The organism is Lipingzhangella rawalii (genome assembly GCF_031628175.1).
Lineage (GTDB): Bacteria > Actinomycetota > Actinomycetes > Streptosporangiales > Streptosporangiaceae > Lipingzhangella_A > Lipingzhangella_A rawalii.
Map to the genome: position 1 here is coordinate 1 of NZ_JAVLVT010000005.1, position 17,821 is coordinate 17,821.

Annotated in this window: 16 protein-coding genes; 8 read left to right on the forward strand and 8 right to left on the reverse strand. The window is 69.4% G+C overall.

Annotated features, from left to right (window positions below; translation table 11 throughout):
- Positions 1-525: 525 nt before the first annotated feature.
- The 4 genes from RIF23_RS11055 (at position 526) to RIF23_RS11070 (ending at position 3,886) form a co-directional block, all read left to right on the forward strand.
- Entirely contained in the window at positions 526-1,116 is a 591-nt protein-coding gene (locus RIF23_RS11055; protein WP_310912402.1) for a DUF5998 family protein, read from the forward strand.
- 5 nt (positions 1,117-1,121) lie between these two features.
- Entirely contained in the window at positions 1,122-2,327 is a 1,206-nt protein-coding gene (locus tag RIF23_RS11060; RefSeq protein ID WP_407659453.1) for an alkaline phosphatase family protein, read from the forward strand.
- A 10-nt stretch (positions 2,328-2,337) separates the two neighbouring features.
- On the forward strand, positions 2,338-3,168 hold the full coding sequence (locus tag RIF23_RS11065) for an enoyl-CoA hydratase-related protein (RefSeq protein ID WP_310912404.1): 831 nt from the start codon (positions 2,338-2,340) through the stop codon (positions 3,166-3,168).
- Between the two features lie 64 nt (positions 3,169-3,232).
- The gene (locus RIF23_RS11070; protein WP_310912405.1) at positions 3,233-3,886 is read left to right on the forward strand and encodes an MBL fold metallo-hydrolase; all 654 of its coding nucleotides are present in this window, start codon (positions 3,233-3,235) and stop codon (positions 3,884-3,886) included.
- Between the two features lie 88 nt (positions 3,887-3,974).
- Here the strand turns inward: RIF23_RS11070 and RIF23_RS11075 are convergent, their stop codons facing one another.
- The 4 genes from RIF23_RS11075 to RIF23_RS11090 all read right to left on the reverse strand — a co-directional run bounded on the left by RIF23_RS11075 (position 3,975) and on the right by RIF23_RS11090 (position 7,795).
- Positions 3,975-4,400, reverse strand: coding sequence for a DUF2203 domain-containing protein (locus RIF23_RS11075; RefSeq protein WP_310912406.1), 426 nt, complete (start codon positions 4,398-4,400; stop codon positions 3,975-3,977).
- 105 nt (positions 4,401-4,505) lie between these two features.
- Complete coding sequence (locus RIF23_RS11080) at positions 4,506-6,665, reverse strand: CHAT domain-containing protein (RefSeq protein ID WP_310912407.1); 2,160 nt, start codon at positions 6,663-6,665, stop codon at positions 4,506-4,508.
- Between the two features lie 3 nt (positions 6,666-6,668).
- On the reverse strand, positions 6,669-7,151 hold the full coding sequence (locus tag RIF23_RS11085) for a hypothetical protein (protein ID WP_310912408.1): 483 nt from the start codon (positions 7,149-7,151) through the stop codon (positions 6,669-6,671).
- A 14-nt stretch (positions 7,152-7,165) separates the two neighbouring features.
- On the reverse strand, positions 7,166-7,795 hold the full coding sequence (locus tag RIF23_RS11090; protein ID WP_310912409.1) for an RNA polymerase sigma factor: 630 nt from the start codon (positions 7,793-7,795) through the stop codon (positions 7,166-7,168).
- A 248-nt stretch (positions 7,796-8,043) separates the two neighbouring features.
- Between RIF23_RS11090 and RIF23_RS11095 the strand changes: the two genes are divergently transcribed.
- Positions 8,044-8,538 carry a DUF3145 domain-containing protein gene (locus tag RIF23_RS11095; protein ID WP_310912410.1) on the forward strand — a complete coding sequence of 165 codons (495 nt, stop codon included), beginning with the start codon at positions 8,044-8,046 and terminating at the stop codon, positions 8,536-8,538.
- Positions 8,539-8,911: 373 nt separating this feature from the next.
- On the opposite strand, the gene RIF23_RS11100 is transcribed toward RIF23_RS11095, so the two are convergent.
- The 4 genes from RIF23_RS11100 to RIF23_RS11115 all read right to left on the reverse strand — a co-directional run bounded on the left by RIF23_RS11100 (position 8,912) and on the right by RIF23_RS11115 (position 12,109).
- Positions 8,912-9,313 carry a DUF1707 SHOCT-like domain-containing protein gene (locus tag RIF23_RS11100; protein WP_310912924.1) on the reverse strand — a complete coding sequence of 134 codons (402 nt, stop codon included), beginning with the start codon at positions 9,311-9,313 and terminating at the stop codon, positions 8,912-8,914.
- A 380-nt stretch (positions 9,314-9,693) separates the two neighbouring features.
- On the reverse strand, positions 9,694-10,683 hold the full coding sequence (locus RIF23_RS11105) for an ATP-grasp domain-containing protein (protein ID WP_310912925.1): 990 nt from the start codon (positions 10,681-10,683) through the stop codon (positions 9,694-9,696).
- Between the two features lie 169 nt (positions 10,684-10,852).
- Positions 10,853-11,479, reverse strand: a complete 627-nt coding sequence (locus RIF23_RS11110) for an HAD family hydrolase (RefSeq protein ID WP_310912411.1) — start codon at positions 11,477-11,479, stop codon at positions 10,853-10,855.
- 93 nt (positions 11,480-11,572) lie between these two features.
- Positions 11,573-12,109 carry a YbhB/YbcL family Raf kinase inhibitor-like protein gene (locus RIF23_RS11115; protein WP_310912412.1) on the reverse strand — a complete coding sequence of 179 codons (537 nt, stop codon included), beginning with the start codon at positions 12,107-12,109 and terminating at the stop codon, positions 11,573-11,575.
- A gap of 405 nt (positions 12,110-12,514) precedes the next feature.
- Here RIF23_RS11115 and RIF23_RS11120 point away from each other — a divergent pair, with 405 nt between their 5' ends.
- Genes RIF23_RS11120 through RIF23_RS11130 form a run of 3 tightly spaced genes read left to right on the forward strand, consistent with a single transcriptional unit; the run spans position 12,515 to position 17,566 of the window.
- The gene (locus RIF23_RS11120; RefSeq protein ID WP_310912413.1) at positions 12,515-13,912 is read left to right on the forward strand and encodes a nitrate/nitrite transporter; all 1,398 of its coding nucleotides are present in this window, start codon (positions 12,515-12,517) and stop codon (positions 13,910-13,912) included.
- Entirely contained in the window at positions 13,909-16,125 is a 2,217-nt protein-coding gene (locus RIF23_RS11125) for a molybdopterin oxidoreductase family protein (RefSeq protein WP_310912414.1), read from the forward strand. The genes RIF23_RS11120 and RIF23_RS11125 overlap by 4 nt, the downstream gene beginning before the upstream one ends.
- Entirely contained in the window at positions 16,118-17,566 is a 1,449-nt protein-coding gene (locus RIF23_RS11130; protein ID WP_310912415.1) for an FAD-dependent oxidoreductase, read from the forward strand. Before RIF23_RS11125 ends, RIF23_RS11130 begins: the two co-directional genes overlap by 8 nt.
- Positions 17,567-17,821 lie beyond the last annotated feature (255 nt).

The window sequence follows — 17,821 nt, forward strand, 5'->3', positions numbered from 1 at the left end:
ACGACGGCCCACGAGCCCATGGGGGCCGCGCGCTGCCACCCCGGCCCTGGACTGCCCCCCCACGGACACCCTGCCGACCTGAGGATCTGGACCTACGCCGCCAACCACGCCCAGGGCCACACCCCCGGGAACAATCAGCCAAACGCACGATCACCCATACGCGAACCACCCCGCCCACCGGCAGAACCAACCAGCTCCCATCCACATCTGGCCCGGTGGCGGCGCGTGCCTGGAACCTGGAATACTGCCCAGCTCCCGCGGCAGGGCCTGGGAGAGCACGTCTAGGCCGGCCGGGGCTCGGGTTCGGGGTCCGGGGGCAGCGGCCCGGGCGGCTCGTTCGGCGGCGGGTTGGGTTCCGGGGGCATCGGCTGGGGCTCGTCGGGCATCGGCGGCCCTGGGGGAGGAGGTGTCGGGATCGGTGGGCTCACTGCGTACATACGGCTTCCGTTCCCGGCGACTCCCGTTGTTACCCATGGGAAACCGATTGAGGTGCGCCAGGTTGTGGGTACAAGGCAGGATGGTGCTATGAGGAAAACGCGTGCCGCTGCCACCGACTGGCGAGCCGATGTCGAACGCAGCGGGTACTATCCCGTGCTTGTTGCTGACGCGGTAGCCACGGCGCTCGGAGACGAGACCGTCGACGCCTCTGTCGTGCATCACGAGGCCACCTTCGACCCCGGAATGGAGGTGCGGCGGCATATCACCGTGCTGCTGCTGACTCCGACCCGGCTGATCGTGTGCCACACCGATGAACATCCTGCGACCGAGGAGACCGGGCGGCCGCACGCGTCAACCAGCACCGAGGGTGTGCGGCTGGCCAACGTGCATTCCGTAGCGGTGACCCGCGTGGTGCCCGATCCGGCCGCCTACACGCCCGGAGCCCCGGCCACCGAGGTTGTGCTCAGTATCGGTCTCGGCTCCAGCGTTGGGGGGACCACTCAGATCGATCTGGAACCGGCCGTGTGCAGTGATGAGAGCTGCGAGGCCGACCACGGTTACACCGGAACCATCAGTAACAGTGCGCTGACGTTGCGGGTGAGCCAGGCGGCGGACGGAGCGAACGCTGTCCAGAACCTCCTGGACTTCGCCGCGGCACTGTCCCGCGTCGCCGGATGAGCGCGGTGGCCGGAGAGCCGCCGCTGAACCCGCCCCGGTACGGGGCCGCGGCGCTGGCAGATCTCGCCCCGTCGGTCCTGGCATCCCTCGGCGTTCCGGGGGAGGTCAACACACTCGGCCTGCCGCCCGCACGTCGGGCGTGTGTGCTGCTCGTCGATGGGATGGGGGCGCATGTTCTGCGTGAGAACCGGGACAGTGCCCCCTTCCTCGCGTCGCTGATCGAGGAGGATTCGGCGCCAGCACCGGCGGGAACCGTTGACAGCAGCCCCGTCAGCTCGGCCGCGGTGCAGTTCCCGCCGGCACTGACCGCGGGTTTTCCTGCCACAACCGCTACGAACCTCACCTCACTCGGAACCGGTTGCGCTCCCGGGTGCCACGGCATCCTGGGCTACCAGGTCGCCGTGCCCGACACCGATCGCCTGCTCAACCAGCTGCGGTGGAACCTCGACGTCGACCCGCACACCTGGCAGCCGCGGGGAACCGTGTTCCAGCGTGCCCGCGCCGCCGGTCTGGCCGCCTCCTACGTCGCTCCCGGCGCGTTCGAGCACGGGAGCTTCACAGCCGCCTCCGCCCGCGGGAGCACCTACTGGCCGGCCAACGACATCAGCGAACTCGTAGTTCAGGCCGATGCGGCCGTGCGCTCCGCGGACCGCAGCTACACCTTCCTGTACCACAGCGATCTGGACAGTCTCGGGCACATGTTCGGGGTGGGTTCGGCCTACTGGCGGGCGCAACTGGGGTTTGTGGATCGCCTGGCCGAGCAGGTTGCCCAGGCCATCCCCGCCGACACGGCCCTGTACATCACGGCTGACCACGGCATGGTGGACGTGTCCCCGGAGGGTCGGGTCGACGTCGAGACTCCGTCCGAGTTCACCTCGGGAGTGCGAGTCCTTGGGGGAGAGCCCCGGATGCGACACGTGTACACGTGGCCGGACGCCACCGAGGACGTGCACGCTGCCTGGACGGAGCTCCTGGACGGGCGCGCCCTGGTTTTGCGCCGACAGGAGGTGATCGACCACGGCTGGTTCGGCGACACGGTGCCCCCCGAGCACCGCAGGCGAATCGGGGACCTCCTCGCGGTCACCGTCGGCGACACCGCCCTGGTGGCGCCGGCCTCCGAACCGGTCGAAGCCCAGCTGGTTGGCATGCACGGCTCCCTCACGCCCACCGAGGTGTGGGTGCCCCTACTGCGTTCCGGGGCCGCCCGTTAGGATGCCGGACGTGGCAAACAGCACAGTGGGTACCAACGGCATAGACATCACCACGCAGGCCTCCGATCAGGTGGTTCGGATCGACACCGACCGGGGGATCCGCACGATCACCCTCGACTCGCCGGCCAACCGCAACGCCCTGTCCGCGCGGCTCCGCACCCAGCTCCACGATGCCCTCACCGATGCCGCGGCCGACACTGAGGTGCGCGCCATCGTGCTCACCGGCACCGGTCCGGCCTTCTGCGCCGGAGCCGACCTCAAGGAGGTCGCCGCGGAGCGGGCCGGGAACCCGCCGGATCCGAACGCCCCCACCATGCCCACGCTGTTCGCGGCGGTCATGGACGCGCCGAAGCCCGTGGTGGCCAAGCTCAACGGCCCGGCCCGGGCCGGTGGCATCGGTCTGGTGGCCGCCGCGGACATCGCCATCGCACCGCACAGCGCAAGCTTCGCGTTCACCGAGGTGCGTATCGGCGTCGCACCGGCCATCATCTCCGTGCCCGTGGCGGCGCGGATGGCCGATCGCCAGCTCAGTCGCTATTTCCTCACCGGGGAAACCTTCGACGCCGACCACGCACAGCGGGCGGGTCTGCTCACCGAGGCGGTCGCGGACTCCGAACTGGACGAGGCGACCGAGCGGGTGCTGGCCGGTCTGCGGCAGGCCGCCCCCACCGCACTGCGCCACACCAAGGCGATTCTCGGCCGAACGTCGCTGCCGGCAGCCCGCCGGGACGAGGAACTGGCCGAAATGGAGCGCTTGTCGAGGGAACTGTTTGCTGGTGACGACGCCGCGGAGGGACGCGCAGCCTTCCTGGAGCGGCGTGTGCCTGGTTGGGTGCTGTGAGTCGCCCGTTCTTCTCGGCGGGGCCAGCTGGCACAGCCACCAGAGCGACCAGCACAATGGAGCCGTGAGCTATACGGGAGAAACGCGGGTCGGCGGGCCCGCCGATGTACGGGAACTGGCCGCGCTGACGATACACAAGCTTGCGGTCGGGCCGATGGACAACAACACCTATCTACTGCGGTGCCGCACCACCGGAACCGGAGTGTTGATCGACGCGGCAAACGAGGCGGACCGGATCCTGGAGCTGGTGGGCGACGCCGGTCTGGACCGGGTGGTGACCACGCACCGGCACCAGGACCACTGGCAGGCCCTGGCCGAGGTTGTGGGGGTCACCGGGGCGCGGACCGTGGCTCATCCCCTGGACGGGGAGCACCTTCCGGTGTCGGTTGACGAACCCGTGGACCACGGAGGCCAAATTCCGGTCGGGGAATGTAGCCTCACCGTGATACACCTCCGTGGGCACACCCCCGGATCGATCGCCCTGCGCTACGACGAGCCCGGCGGACGAACCCACCTGTTCACCGGAGATTCCCTGTTCCCCGGCGGGGTTGGCAAGACCCAGGGGGAGGCCGAGTTTCGATCCCTCATCCAGGACGTGGAGCAACGCGTCTTTGCCGAGCTCAACGATGACACCTGGGTGTATCCCGGGCACGGCAAGGACACCACACTTGGGATGGAACGGCCGCAGCTACCGGAGTGGCACGCGCGCGGCTGGTAAGTCCCCACCGGCCCCGACCGGCCGGGGGCGGGCCACCGCCTCCGGTCCCCGCCCCAGTTCTCCTGGAGTCGGGGCGGGGCCACGGGCGTCACTTCGGCTCGTGGGGAAGTGGCCGCCGGCCCGCGAAACCGAGGTCGGTGCGGTGGTACCACGCGAGTTCCTGCTCCCCCTCCAGCCAGCACAGCCGCACCGAGACTCCGTCCAGTACCGCGGGGAAATCCAGCAGGAGTGGGGCGATACCCTTGACCTCCAGGCCGGTCTCCAGAAACCAGGACTGAATCTCGCTCACCCGGGCGGTGAGCGCCTTGTGTTCGGCCAACCCGCCCAGGGCCGTCTCGGTGCCGCGGTCCAGTGCCAGGGCGAGTTCAGCCACGTCGGCGCGGGTCGCCACGAGTTCCGCGGCGCGTTCCCGGACATCCGGCATGAGCGCACGTGCCTCGGCGACGGTAAAGATACGGAACTGGCCTGTGGACGATGGCCACGGCGGTGGCGCAGGATCTTCGGATGGGCCCATAACCCCCCACGGTAACGACCGTGGCCATGGAACGTATCGGCGCCGTGGGGACCATCCGCGACTGTGGCGCGTTGTGGCCCCACTCCCGCACGGTGGGGGAGGACCTCAACCGGCCCCATAACAGACGAAACCGGCCCCGGACAGGTATCGGGCAACAACCGCAGCCGGAGACGTCCCTGAGCTCAGCGCCCGGTGCGCCCGTGCCATCGCCGGCGCCACCAAGGTGTCGTCCACCGGCAGGGTGCTGGCGATCACTGTGGTTGCGTGTCGGCGCACCGGCGCGGTGACAGGGTCGAGTGTGTTCGGCTCGAACCAAGCCCCGGGGCTTTGTCCTTCGGGGGCGGGGGTCGCCGGAGTGGTGGTGCAGGACGCCAGCACCACAATCGGCGGCAGCCGGGGGCTGTGGGTGAGGTCATAGGAGGTCAGCGGCCCGTCCGTGAGCAGAAGCCCCGAGCACATCGGATTGTCGGCATCGGTGATTCCGTGTCCTGCCAGGTGCGCGACCGCGCAGTGGCGGAGGCCGTCGAGTACGGCATGGGTGTGGGCCGCTGGCCCCTGAAGCACGTGGGCACTGGGATGGCTCGTACGGATCGCCTGGAGTTCGGCTCGGGCCCCGGCCAAACCGGGTCCCGCGGCCAGGAGAACCGGACCTGGCTGGGCGCACCGGACCCGTCGCCTGCACGAGCTCCAGACACGCAGGTCGGGGAGCACGCTGACCTCGCGCCCCCGCAACGGGGCCAACATTCCCCACGGCAGGGCGGGTACGGCTGCGTCCGGGACGATGATCACGCCACGATCCGTGTACAGATCGGTTGGTGTGGGGGTGAACAGGAGGCGGTGGAGCTCGGCCAGGTGGGCCGCGACCGAGAGGGAGGAGCCGACGCGGGCATGGCGCGGCCTGCTGCGTGCCGCCAGCATCAACCCTGCGGCGACGTCACGCACCCGGTCCAGCTCCGTTTCGGCCCGCCAGGTCTCCTGGCCGGCGTTCCTCAGCGACACAACCAGGCGGCCACGGGAGGTGCGTAGCCAGAGCACAGCCCGATCCGAAACAGTGGGGGTTCTCTCGCGCGGCGCGATTGCGGGTACCGCGCCCGCGTCCTGGGCGCGCAGCCGGTGGCTGAGCCGGGCACGCTCCCACTCCAGTTCCGGAGACAGCCCCCTAGCGAGCTCTCGTGGTGTCGTGTGCGGCGGATACGGAGTCGGGGGGTCGCTGAGCAGGCGGCGGGTGGTGCGGTAGCGGCTCAGCAGTACCCGAACCCGGGAATCCGGGGGCGCGACGGAGCGGATACGCGGATGTCGGGTGGTGTCTCGGGCCGCCCAGGCCACGCGACGTGCGGCTTCCATCCACGGCGAGGCAGTGCCCACGCCCGCCAGGATGCGGCGCGCCTGGACCAGCGCGGTGGCTTGGTCGCCCCGACGCAGGGCCGAATGGGCGGCGACGAGCCGGAGCACCGCGAACTCGGCCAGCGGATCCTCCGGACGGAATGCGGCCGCTACCGCCCGGGCCTGTACCGGGTCGCCGGCCCACAGGAAGGCCTCGGCTCGGTCCAAGGTCAGGGTGACGGCACGGTTCCCTCGGAGCCATGGGTGCACGGTGTCGAACAGGGTCATTGCCCGGTCCAGATCGCCGGTGCGTGCTGCCAGAATGCCCGCGTTCTGCTGGAGGAGCGCGTGGAGATAGTGGAAGTGGTGGCGTTGTGCCAGCTCGGTGCCCACCTCGAGGTCACCCAGCGCATCGTCGGTGCGGTCGGCATAGATGTGACTGAGTGCCCGGTTGTTGCGGAGACCGACCCGGTGGCTGGGGTGGTCCTCCGAACCGAGGAGTTTCAGGGCCTGGGAAAATGCGGTACTTGCCGGGTCGAATGCGCCGCCCTGCACCTGGGCCACACCGCGTCGCAGCCAGAGATGGACGTGGGCGCCGGGTGGGTTGGGCGCCGGGCGCTCCGGGGGCGGCACCGGCGGGACGGCCGTGCGGTGGTGGGCCTGGAGGCCGAGCAGACTGCGCAGGGCCAGACTCCGCTGCTGGCTCAGACCGGCTCTGGTGGCGGCGAGGACGGCCTGACGCAGGGCGGGGAAGGGATCCGCGCCGAGTTCGTGGCCAGCCAGGGCCAGCGCGCGCCAGGCCACGGCCCGCACCTCGTCCGCGGCCGAGTGGGTCAGGAGGCACCGCGCCAGGGCATGGGCCCGGTCCGGGTCCCGGGCCACCAAGGGGATGGCCGCATGTGCGTGGCCGCTGAGTCGATCCGGGACGGTTCGCGTGCGCACGGCTTAGACACAGACCCACGTTGTCGCCACCGGGGTCGCGGATCTCCGGTGGCACAGGACGCTGAATGGACCGGCCGGTACCGCCGGGCTGGAAAAGGAGCCGTCCGTAGCGACGGGGCGGAGGTGGTGTCCGGTGGGCCAGCGAATCTCGATTGAGGTCACGTCGGGCGTGCTGTGGAGCTGCCCCACGACATCCCGACGGCGCCCATGGGTCGTAATCTCCAGGCGTAGCTGGAGCTGGGGAGCCTGAAACTCCAGAACACGAGGCCGGGTGTCCGGTTCCGAACGATCACGCAGCCCCACGGGTGGATCGACTGCCGTGTCGGCCCGCAGTTCGGCCACGGCCGCGTCTGGCCGGCGCAGGGCGAAGGCGTGTCGCGCCTGAGGCGCTGTCGGTGCGGCGTCCAGGTCGTTCACGGCGGCGGCCAGTCTGCTCAGGAGCAGCTCGTCCGGGATCTGGAATTGGGGATGGTGGTGCTGCGGCACGGCGACTCCCAGGGTCAGTTGGCTGGATCGGCAGGAGGATTGGGGGCGGATCCGGGGTGGGTGTGCACAACGTCCGTGCTCGGGTTCGCTGGTGATGCGTCGAGCCGGGTGCGGAGCCGCTGTAGGCAGCGACGCCGGTGGGCCGCGATGCGGTGTTCGGGGATGGCGGTGGCCGCAGCCAGCTCGGTTGCGGTGAGGTCTGGGGTCACGACAGAAAGTCGTAGGAGGAGAGGGCACGGATCCGGAAGGGTGTCCAGGGCTCGCAGAACCATCTGCATCTGGTCCCGAGCGACCACGTGCCGTTCCGGATCCTGGTGGTTCTGCGGGTCGGGACCCGGACGGTGGCCGGGGCGGGTCCGCGCGTCGACCGCCCTGAGGCGTCGACTCTCGTTTCGGGCCGTGGTCAGCAGCCAGGAACCAACGCACGCGGGGTCGCGGAGGTGGGCAAGATGTTCGACCAGGCGTAGCCACACGGTCTGCTGGACGTCCGCGGCGTCGTTGCGGCTGAGCCCCATACCGCGGGCGACATTCCACACGGCCTGGTTGTAGCGCTGGACCAGGGTGTCCCACGCCGTGACCTCGTTAGCCTCGGCCCGATCCACCAGGAATGCCGGGTCCGGGCCGTCGCCCGTAGGGCCGTCCATCGCTGCTCCCCTGCTCGGGGTGGTTTCGGCGGTCCCGGGTCGTTGCGGAATCGCAATCCGGGCTGTGCTCTTACCGTAGCGTCGGCATGTGGCCGATGTAGGACAGTTGACAGTTTTTCCTGGCGTGGTGTCTTGGTGCAGCTGAGCCCGATGGGGCACAATAGGGGCAGTACAGCACAAGAGTAGGACAGCTCCTCCGTAGGCACGAGGGCGTCGGGGAAGCGCACTCGGTCGTATCGGGAGGTTCGGTGTCCGCACGTGGCGTCTTGTACGTCCACTCTGCGCCCGCGGCGCTGTGCCCACACGTCGAGTGGGCACTCGCGGGCATAGTTGGCGTACCCGTGAAGCTGGACTGGGTGCCGCAGCCCGCGGCCCCAGGAAACCACCGTGCCGAGTTGAACTGGCAGGGGGCTCCGGGAACGTCGGGCAGGGTTGCTTCTGCCTTGCGGGGCTGGCAACGCCTTCGGTTCGAGATCACCGAGGACGCCACGCCCGGTAGTGACGGGGTCCGCTACAGCTACACCCCGACGCTGGGTGTATTCTCCGCCGTGATCAGCGCTTCTGGGGATGTGCTCGTTCCGGAGGCACGATTGCGTGCCGTCACCGAACAGGCCGCCCGGGGTGAATGCGACTTGTCCGAGGAGCTGGAGGCGCTGTTGGGGCGGGCCTGGGACGAGGAACTGGAGCCCTTCCGATACGCGGGGGACGGTGCCCCGGTGCGCTGGTTGCATGCGGTCGGCTAGGCCACCTGTTGTGCAGCGGTGCGCTCGCGCGCAGCCAAGATTCGGATGGAGACGAGCAGGACGGCGCCCTCGTCGGGCGCGGCTTCGCGTGTCGTGGAGTGGGGCCGCGCGGTTGTACGTGTGCAGCGTGGAACACCGCTGCGCCGTGGTGTCGCGCTGGCCGGTCTCCCGGTCGAGCGTGGGCGTGACCGCCGGCACCACCATCCCCGCAACTGATGGTTCCCATGTCCGAACCCGCACCCGACCTCCGAACGAGAACGGGGCTGCGACCACCACCGCCAGCCGAAACGCACCGGCAGGCGGCATCATAGCGACCCCGTGCTCAGAACGGCGCACGCAACCGGCGCGGACCGTGGTGGTATCGGGGCTGGGGTTAGCTGCTCTCCCGATCGCTGTTCCTACTGTCTGGCCAAACCGCGGCCGCCAGCAGGATGGTGGCCCAGATTCCCAGTGGTATGAACGGCCAGTACGGCAGGAGTGTCTGCGAGCTGATACTGGTGACGCCCCAGATCCCGGTCATGATGATCGCGCCGCCCAACCACCAGCGCCACTCGTCCACCCAGTCCCGCCATGCGGGCGTGAGTTCCCGGTTTCCGGAGTCCGCCTCGCGTGGTTCGGGCAGGTCTGCCGTGAGTGGGCTCAGTTCCCCCCGAGTACGGGCGCGCATGGCCAGGTCCAACCGGCGCTCGTATTCGGCCAGGTCCAAACAGCCCTCGCCCAGCGCTGTCGCAAGGCGGGCGGCGGTCTCATCCCGGTCCGTGTCCGAGGCGCGAATGCGGTGCTGGGGAACCTCTGGGCTGTCGTCCACCGTGGACCCTCCCTCTCGACCTCGGGGCCAAGCCACCATGTAGGAGAGGCGCATTTTGAGGATACGTCGGTTCTACCCACGGCGAAAGCGTGCTAGTCGGGCGTCTCGACAGGAGCGTGTCCACGCTCCGGCGTCATCGGGCCGGAAACCCCTCCGAGGTGTGGTCCAATTCCTGTTGCCGGACCCCAGCGGTCTTTCCGTGCCCCATGGTCCGGGACGACATCCAGACACCGGAAGCTCCGCCACTCCACCCAAGGATCTCCTGGGCGGGCGTCGACGGGGGCTGACCAACGTTGCGGACGTTCATGCCGAGCGGGTGTGGGGCGTCCCCAGCACCGACCGCGGGTTCACATTCGGAACGGTAGTGCTGAGGTTGTGGGGGTGGGGCGCAACCCGTGGGAGTCGAACTCGGTTTCGCTGCGGAAGTCCTCGGCCCAGCGCCGTACCATGACCACCCCGTCTCGCCAGTCCGCCGCGAGGGCGCCCGCACGCGTGAGGGCTTGGCTCAGGAGGCCACCGATCTCGTCGATGCCCGCAGCCAGCGTCAGCGCGGTGGTGGAGGAGAACCGGGGGTTGATCTCGAAGATCCGAGGGATGCCGCCGTCGTCGAGGGCCAGCTGTACGTTGAACGGTCCGTCAGCCTGGAGCTCGCGCTGAACCTCTCGGCACAGCTCGTCGATCTGCGGGGATCTGCGGGTCACAGCGAACTTGGTGACCCCCTGCTTGAGAATGACCTCCTTGGGCACCACTGCCTGGACCTGACCGTCTCGCCAACAGACCACAGAGACCGTGTACTCCGGGCCGGGAAGCTGTTCCTGCACGATGAGATCACCGGCTGAGTAGGGGCCGTCATGGACGATGCGCCCCAGCTCCGCTTCGGAACCGGCCAGGGCGAGCCCTCTGCTTCCGCGCCCCGATCGGGGTTTGACGACCAGCGGAAACCGGAGATCCCCGACCCATTCGGAGGCCAGGCGCGTCACCGGTGTGGCGAGCCCGGCGGCGGTGAGTCGCTGCATCAGGACATGCTTGTCCAGGCAGGTTGTCACGAAGGGGCGGCGGGGCAGGAGGACGGCGAATCCCTCGGCCTCGAGTTCGGTTACGGCCGCCAGCTCCTCGTCCACGAGTGGAACAACGGCGCTCGCGTCCTCCTTGAGGCAGACACCACGCAGCTCCGGAAGGAAGTCGTCGGTATCACCCGGGGGGACGAGGTATCCCCGGTCGGCCAGGTACAACCCTGGCGCGGTCGGGTCGATGTCCGTGGCGATCACCCGGTAGCCGCAGCGGCGCAGGTGTTCAATGGTGCCCGGGGTGGCGGCCGATCCAGCGGTCGTCACCACGATTGCCGGGGGTGCAGGCTGGTGGAGTGCGGTCACCGGTACACCCTTCCGCTCGCTGGTGGATAGCGCGGGAGCACACTTCGAGCGTAAACCCCTGGCCAGGAATTGGCAGGTGGCTGGCCACTTTCGGCTGCGTGGTGAACCTGTCGCCGCACGTGTGCGTGGTCGGTCACCCGTCCAGGAGATGCGACCGGGCCAGGAACTGTCGCAGCTGGTGTGGTCCGGAGTACTGGTGCGCCGCCATCCCGAGCTGGTCCGCGGTTGCGACGTTCTCGGGCCGGTCGTCGATGAAGGCCGCATCGGCGGGCTTGACCTGGAGGACGTCCAGAAGGCCCGTGTAGATGACCGGGTCCGGCTTGGTTCGGCCCTGCTCACAGCTGAACCACAGCTGCTCGAACGGTTCGAACAGGGGAGTGCTCGGCAGTGCCTGTGCGATCCCGTGTGGGGCGTTGGACAGCAGCGCCAGGCGTATGCCCGCTCGCGCCAGATCGGAGATGACCGCGGCCGTGGTCTCCCGAATGTCGAGCCAACTGGCCAGGTCGCAGGCCCACAGCTGGTGCAGCTGTGCGGAGTCCCAGCGTGCGCCCGTGTCGGCGGCGATACGGTTCCAGTACTCGTCAGCGCTCAACCCGCCGTCGTAGGCGCGACGGTGCGCCCAGTAGGCCGGCCACAGCACGTCCGGGTCCAGCCCACTGAGATGCTCCAGCTCGGCGCGTTGGGCATCCGACTGCGCGGTGGAGATGACCTCTCCATAGTCGAAGATGACCGTGCTGAGAGATGATGGCGAGTTCGGCATCACTCGATCGTGCAGGAGCTGCGCCGTGGGGGCAAGTCATGGGTGCGGGTGCCACCGGGGGTGGTTCGGGGCACCCGCACGGTGACCGGGGAGCTACGACAGCTCGTACACGGGGCTGACAATGGCGCGACCCAGCGTGTGGAAGAACAGGTTAAAGCCGAGAAACGCCGGGCTTGCGGTGTTGTCAATACCGAGACTTTCCACGTCCACGGCGTGCACGGCGAACATGTACCGGTGTGGGCCGTGCCCGGGAGGCGGGGCGGCCCCGAGGTAGCGGCGACTTCCGGCGTCGTTGCGCAGCGTGACCGCACTGGCCGGAAGCCCGGAACCGGACTCGTCTCCGGCTCCGCTGGGCAGCTCGGTGACATCGGCCGGGATGTCGCACACGGCCCAGTGCCAGAATCCGCTGGCGGTGGGGGCGTCTGGATCGAAGCACGTGACCGCGAAGCTGCGCGTGTCCTCGGGGAATCCGCTCCAGGACAGCTGCGGTGAGGTGTCGGTGCCACCGGCCCCCATGATCCCACTGACCTGGGCAGGAGACAGTGTCTGTCCGTCGGCGATGTCGCTGCTGGTCAGGGTGAAGCTGGGAACGGTCGGCAGGAAGTCGTAGGGAGAGGGCGGTTGGGCCATGGTCTACCTCCAGGGAACCTCGACAGTGTGACTCGGATCTCGTGGGACGATGCGGGACGCCGCCCCCCCCCGGGGGGGTAGCCGGATGTGACCGTTGGGTCCGGCTGCACGCGTCACTGGTGTCCCACGCTCCCCACGATATTCCCGCTGTTCGGGCCTGTGTGCCCTCCGTGTGGAACCGGTCGGTTTCCGGGGTCGCCCGTTGGGCCTGACCTGTTCGTCTCCGTCACCGCGGTGCGCACAACCCGCAACCGGGTGATGTGCGGTCACTGTTTCCTCGCTGTTACTCCAGGACACGTCCGCGCAACGGGGCGCACCTAGCGTCGAGCGCGAAACGGAGCACCGCGAGCCGCGAGGTGCGGAAGCGGAGTACGAACACCACACGGTGACCGGGAGGACCTGGCTATGGCAGCGGACACGCACCCTGACCCGTCGATCCGGCGTGGCCCGGGGCGATGGATCAGGAACTGGGACCCCGAGAACAGTGCCCAGTGGGAGCGTGGCGGGAGCAGGATCGCTCGCCGCAACCTGTGGGCGTCCATCTTCGCCGAACATCTCGGGTTCTGTGTGTGGAGTCTCTGGGCCGTTCTGGTCCTGTTCATGACCCCCCAGACCGGGTTCGCGTTCACCGCCGAGCAGAAGTTCCTGCTGGTTTCGCTGGTGGCGCTAGTCGGCGCGCTGATTCGGATTCCCTACACCATGGCCGTGCCCCGCTTCGGTGGCCGCAACTGGACCCTGATCTCCGTAGTCGCACTGCTGGTGCCGACGCTGCTGGCGGCGGTACTGGTCCAGAGTCCGGACACCCCCTTCTGGGTGTTCGCACTGTTGGCGGCCACCGCGGGGTTGGGCGGCGGGAATTTCGCCTCCTCCATGTCCAACATCAGCTACTTCTACCCGGAACGGCTCAAAGGGACCGCGCTGGGCCTCAACGCCGGCGGGGGCAACATCGGGGTCGCCACCGTGCAGCTCCTCGGGTTGGCGGTGATCGCCCTGTTCAGCGTGCAGGCCGGAGCGGTCGTTCCTCTGGTCTACGTTCCGCTGCTGCTGCTGGCCGCCCTGGTGGCCTGGCGCTACATGGACAATCTCGCCTCGATGCGGGGCAACACCGCCGACCAGGTGGCGGTGTGCCGGGACCGGCACACCTGGCTGATGTCCCTGCTCTACATCGGCACCTTCGGATCCTTCATCGGTTACGGCTTCGCCTTCGGCCTGCTGCTCCAGAACCAGTTCGACCGCACCCCGATCGAGGCCGCCACCGTCACCTTCCTCGGCCCGCTGATCGGTTCGCTGATCCGGCCCCTGGGCGGGTGGCTCGCCGACCGTTACGGCGGAAGCCAGGTGACCCTGTGGAACTTCCTCGCCATGGTGGCCGGTACAGCGGTGATCATCGTTGCCTCCCTCCACGGGTCACTGGCTATGTTCACGCTTGGCTTCGTGGTGCTGTTCACCCTCAGCGGCATTGGCAACGGCTCCACCTACAAAATGATCCCGAGTATCTACGCAGCCAAGGCCGAGGACCGGATCGCCGCTGGAGAGGCCCGGGAGGAGGCCGTTGCGGACACCAAACGCCTGGCCGCAGCACTCCTGGGGCTCGTGGGTGCCATCGGGGGCCTGGGCGGGGTCCTGATCAACATGGCGTTTCGGGAGTCGTTCGCCGCGGTGGGATCAGCAACTCCCGCCTTCGTCTGCTTCCTGGGTTTCTACATGGTGTGCGCCCTGGTGACCTGGCGCGTCTACCTGCGCGGTCCAATGGGTGGCCGCGGACACACTCGGGCGGCCGCGGACACGGTGGTGGCGTCATGACCCGTACCCACTGCCCCTACTGTGCCCTCCAGTGCGCGATGCATCTGGAGCCCGACCCGAGTGGCAACCTGGCGGTGCGGCCGGCCCAGTTCCCCACCAACCGGGGCGGGTTGTGCCGGAAAGGGTGGACGGCGGCCGAGCTGCTCACCACCCCCGAGCGTCTCACTACGCCCCTGCTGCGTACGGACACCAGCTCCGAATTCCAGCCGGTGGACTGGGACACCGCCCTGGACCACGTAGCCCGTCGGATGGCCCAGCTGCGGCGGTTTCACGGGCCAGACGCGGTGTCCGTGTTCGGTAGCGGTGGCTTGACCAACGAGAAGAGCTACCTGCTCGGAAAGTTCGCCCGGCTCGCCCTGGGGACCTCGCAGATCGACTACAACGGTCGGTTCTGCATGTCCTCGGCGGCCGCGGCCGGGAACCGCGCCTTCGGCCTGGATCGAGGGATGCCCTTTCCCCTGAGCGACCTGGGTGGCGCCGAGGTGGTGCTGCTCGCGGGGGCTAACCCGGCCGCCACCATGCCCCCGATGATGGGGCACCTCACCGCGCCCACTTTGATCGTGGTCGACCCGCGGCGCAGCGCCACCGCCGAACAGGCCCTGGCCCGGGGTGGGATGCACCTGGCGCCCCGCCCGGGAACCGACCTCGCCCTTGCCCTGGGCCTCCTGCACGTGGCCCGGGTGGAGAACCTGCTGGACGAGGACTACATCGCCGAACGCACCACCGGCTTCTCCGAGGCCTGGCGGCATGTCGCGGCATGGTGGCCCCACCGGGTGGAACAGCTCACCGGCGTTCCCGCCGCAGACATCCACGCGGCCGCCCGCCTGCTCGGGCAGGCCGGTAGTCGCTACATCCTCACCGGCCGTGGCTGCGAGCAGCATTCTTCGGGCGTCGACACGGTCAGTGCCTGGATCAATCTGGCCCTGGCGTTGGGATTGCCGGGGCGGGTGGGTTCCGGATACGGCTGTATCACCGGGCAGGGAAACGGCCAGGGGGGCCGGGAACACGGGCAGAAAGCGGACCAACTTCCCGGATACCGGCGGATCGACGACCCCGAGGCCCGGGACCGGGTCGCCACGGCGTGGGGTGTGGATGCGGGGGAGCTTCCCGGACCGGGGCGCAGCGCCTTCGAACTGCTGGATGCCTTGGGACAGGACCAGGGGCCGCGGGCGATGTGGCTGCTGGGCTCCAACCCCGCGGTCTCCGCCCCCGACGCCGTCCGGGTACGTCGGCGCCTTGCCGAACTCGACCTGTTCGTGGTATCCGACTTCGTGTTCTCGGAGTCCTGCGAGTATGCGCACGTGGTGCTGCCGGTGGCCCAGTGGGCCGAGGAGCGCGGCACCATGACCAACCTCGAGGGGCGGGTGCTGCGGCGCAACCAGGCCGTGAACCCGCCTGCGGGAGTGCGCACCGACCTGGAGGTGATCCGGGAGCTGGCGGTGCGCCTGGGGCAGCCCGCGGAGCGGTTCCCCAGCGAGGCGGATGCGGTGTTGACCGAATTGGGTGCGGTCACGCGTGGCGCCCCGGCGGACTACTCGGGCATCTCGGCCCGGCTGGCCTACCGCGATGGCGGCCGCAGCACAGCCGGTCCATCCTCCGGCGGCCCGGTTGCGCAGCCAGCGTCCTACGTGGCGGCCGAGGACGCCGCGTCGGTTGAGTCAACCGGGGAAGTCGCGAGCCCCGATACGGGGAATGAGCTGTACTGGCCGGCGCCCGTGGACGGCTCGGGAACACCCCGCCTGTTCCTGGACTCCTTCGCCCACCCCGACGGGCGCGCCCGGTTTCTGCCGGTGGAGCATCGGCCCGCGGCAGAGGCGGCCAGTCCCACGTTTCCGCTGCTGGCAACCACCGGCCGGGTGCTGGGCCACTACCAGTCCGGGGCGCAAACCCGACGCGTCCCGGAACTGGCCGCGGCCGACCCCGAAACCGTCGTGGAGATGCACCCGGACACGGCCGCCCGCAGCGGACTTCGGTCCGGCGACCAGGCGCGGGTGACCTCGGCCCGCGGCACCACCCTGGCCCGGGTACGCATTACCGCGCACAGCCGGCGGGACACCGTGTTCCTCCCGTTCCACTTCGCCGGGGCGGGGGCAGCGAACAACCTCACCAACCCCGCACTGGACCCGACCAGCCGCATGCCCGAGTTCAAGGTGAGCGCGGTCCGGCTGGAGCCGGTGCCCGCAGACGAGGGGAAGGACAGCCCGGATGAGTGACCCGCGAGAGATTGTCGTCATTGGCCACGGCATGGTCGGATCCCGGTTCGTGACCGAGTGCCGTGCCCGCGACCCAGAGGGGCAGCGGGTGCGAATCACCGTGGTCGGTGCCGAATCTCGGGGACCCTACAACCGCATCCTGCTCTCCGACGCCGTGAATGGGCGGTTGGAGGAGTCGGAGCTGGCTCTGCCGTCCACGACCCACGCCAACGATCGGGTGTGCACTGGGCGTGCGGTCACCGCCGTCGACCCGCAGTCTCGCCGGGTGTACCTCGACGACGGCACCGAGCTGCGCTATGACGAGCTTGTGCTTGCCACCGGTGCACAGCCCGCGTTTCCCCCGGTCCGCGGGTTGGTGGACCGCCAGGGCGCACCCAGTGACGGCGTTACCGCACTGCGGGACCTGGATGATTGCGCCCGGGTCCGCTCCTGGGCCCGCTCCGGCGCGCCGCTGGTGGTCCTGGGTGGGGGTGTCCTCGGCTTGGAGGCCGCACGCGGCTTGAACGAGGCGGGATCCCGCGTCGCTGTGGTCGAGTCCGCACCGTGGCTGATGCGGCGGCAGCTGGACCGTAGCGGTGCCGACATCCTCGCCCAGCAGTTGCGGACTCTCGGCATCGACATCCACACCTGGCGCGTGGCCGGACGCTGGGTCCCCGGAACCGGACTGGAACTGGACGACGGACGCATGGTGCCGGCCGACGGGATCATCGTGACCGCCGGGGTGCGGGCCCGCACCGAACTGGCCACCGCGGCGGGACTCGCCACCGAGCACGGTGTCCTCGTTGATGACCGGCTGGCCACCTCTGCCCCGCGGGTGCACGCCATCGGAGACTGCGCCCAACACTCCGGAGGCGGAGCCGGCCTGGTCGCCCCCGGTTGGGAGATGGCCCGGATCCTCGCCGACCAGCTGACCGGCGTCGACCCGGCCGCGCGCTACCGGGGGGCCCGGGCGGTCACCCGTCTCAAAGCCGCCGGCATCGAACTGACGGCGCTGGGTGACGCGGAAGCCGACGCCGGAGAGCAGGCCGATGTGACCGAGACCGTCACCGTCGCGGATCCACACGGCGGCCGGTACGGGAAGTTGTCGGTGCGCTCCGGCCACATCGTCGGGGCCGTCCTCCTGGGGTTCGCGGATGCCGCGGCAGCGATCAGTCAGCTCTACACCGAGGACGGAGTCGTACCTGCGGACCGGTTGTCCCTCCTGCTGGGCCTGTCCCCCACCGACAGTTCACCGGCGTCGTCGGGAGAGTCCGATCCCACGGTGTGTCACTGTAACGCGGTGCGGCGTAGTGACCTGGAGAGTGCCTGGTTGGACGGGGCCCGCAGCCGCGCGGCACTGGCCGAGCGTACCCGTGCCACCACCGGCTGTGGGGGCTGTACCCGGGACGTGGATGCGCTCGTGACGGCGCTGGGCGACGGCGCCGAACCCGTGTCGCACTGAGCACGCCCGCGTGTTTCCCACCGGATGCACCCGTCGCCGATGGTGGGGACACCGTGTCACCGCGACCTGGCCGACAGGCGCAGAGCTACTGCGTCTGTCGGCCAGGTCTGTTCTTGTTGTCGACCGCATGCACGGCGGGCCAGGACACCTGCCTGGCCTCCTCCAGCGAACGCGTGGGCTCACGGGGTGTGCGTCGGTCGATGCCAGCACAACGAAACACGCGTGTCACAGCAGGCTGACCATGTGGAAACACCC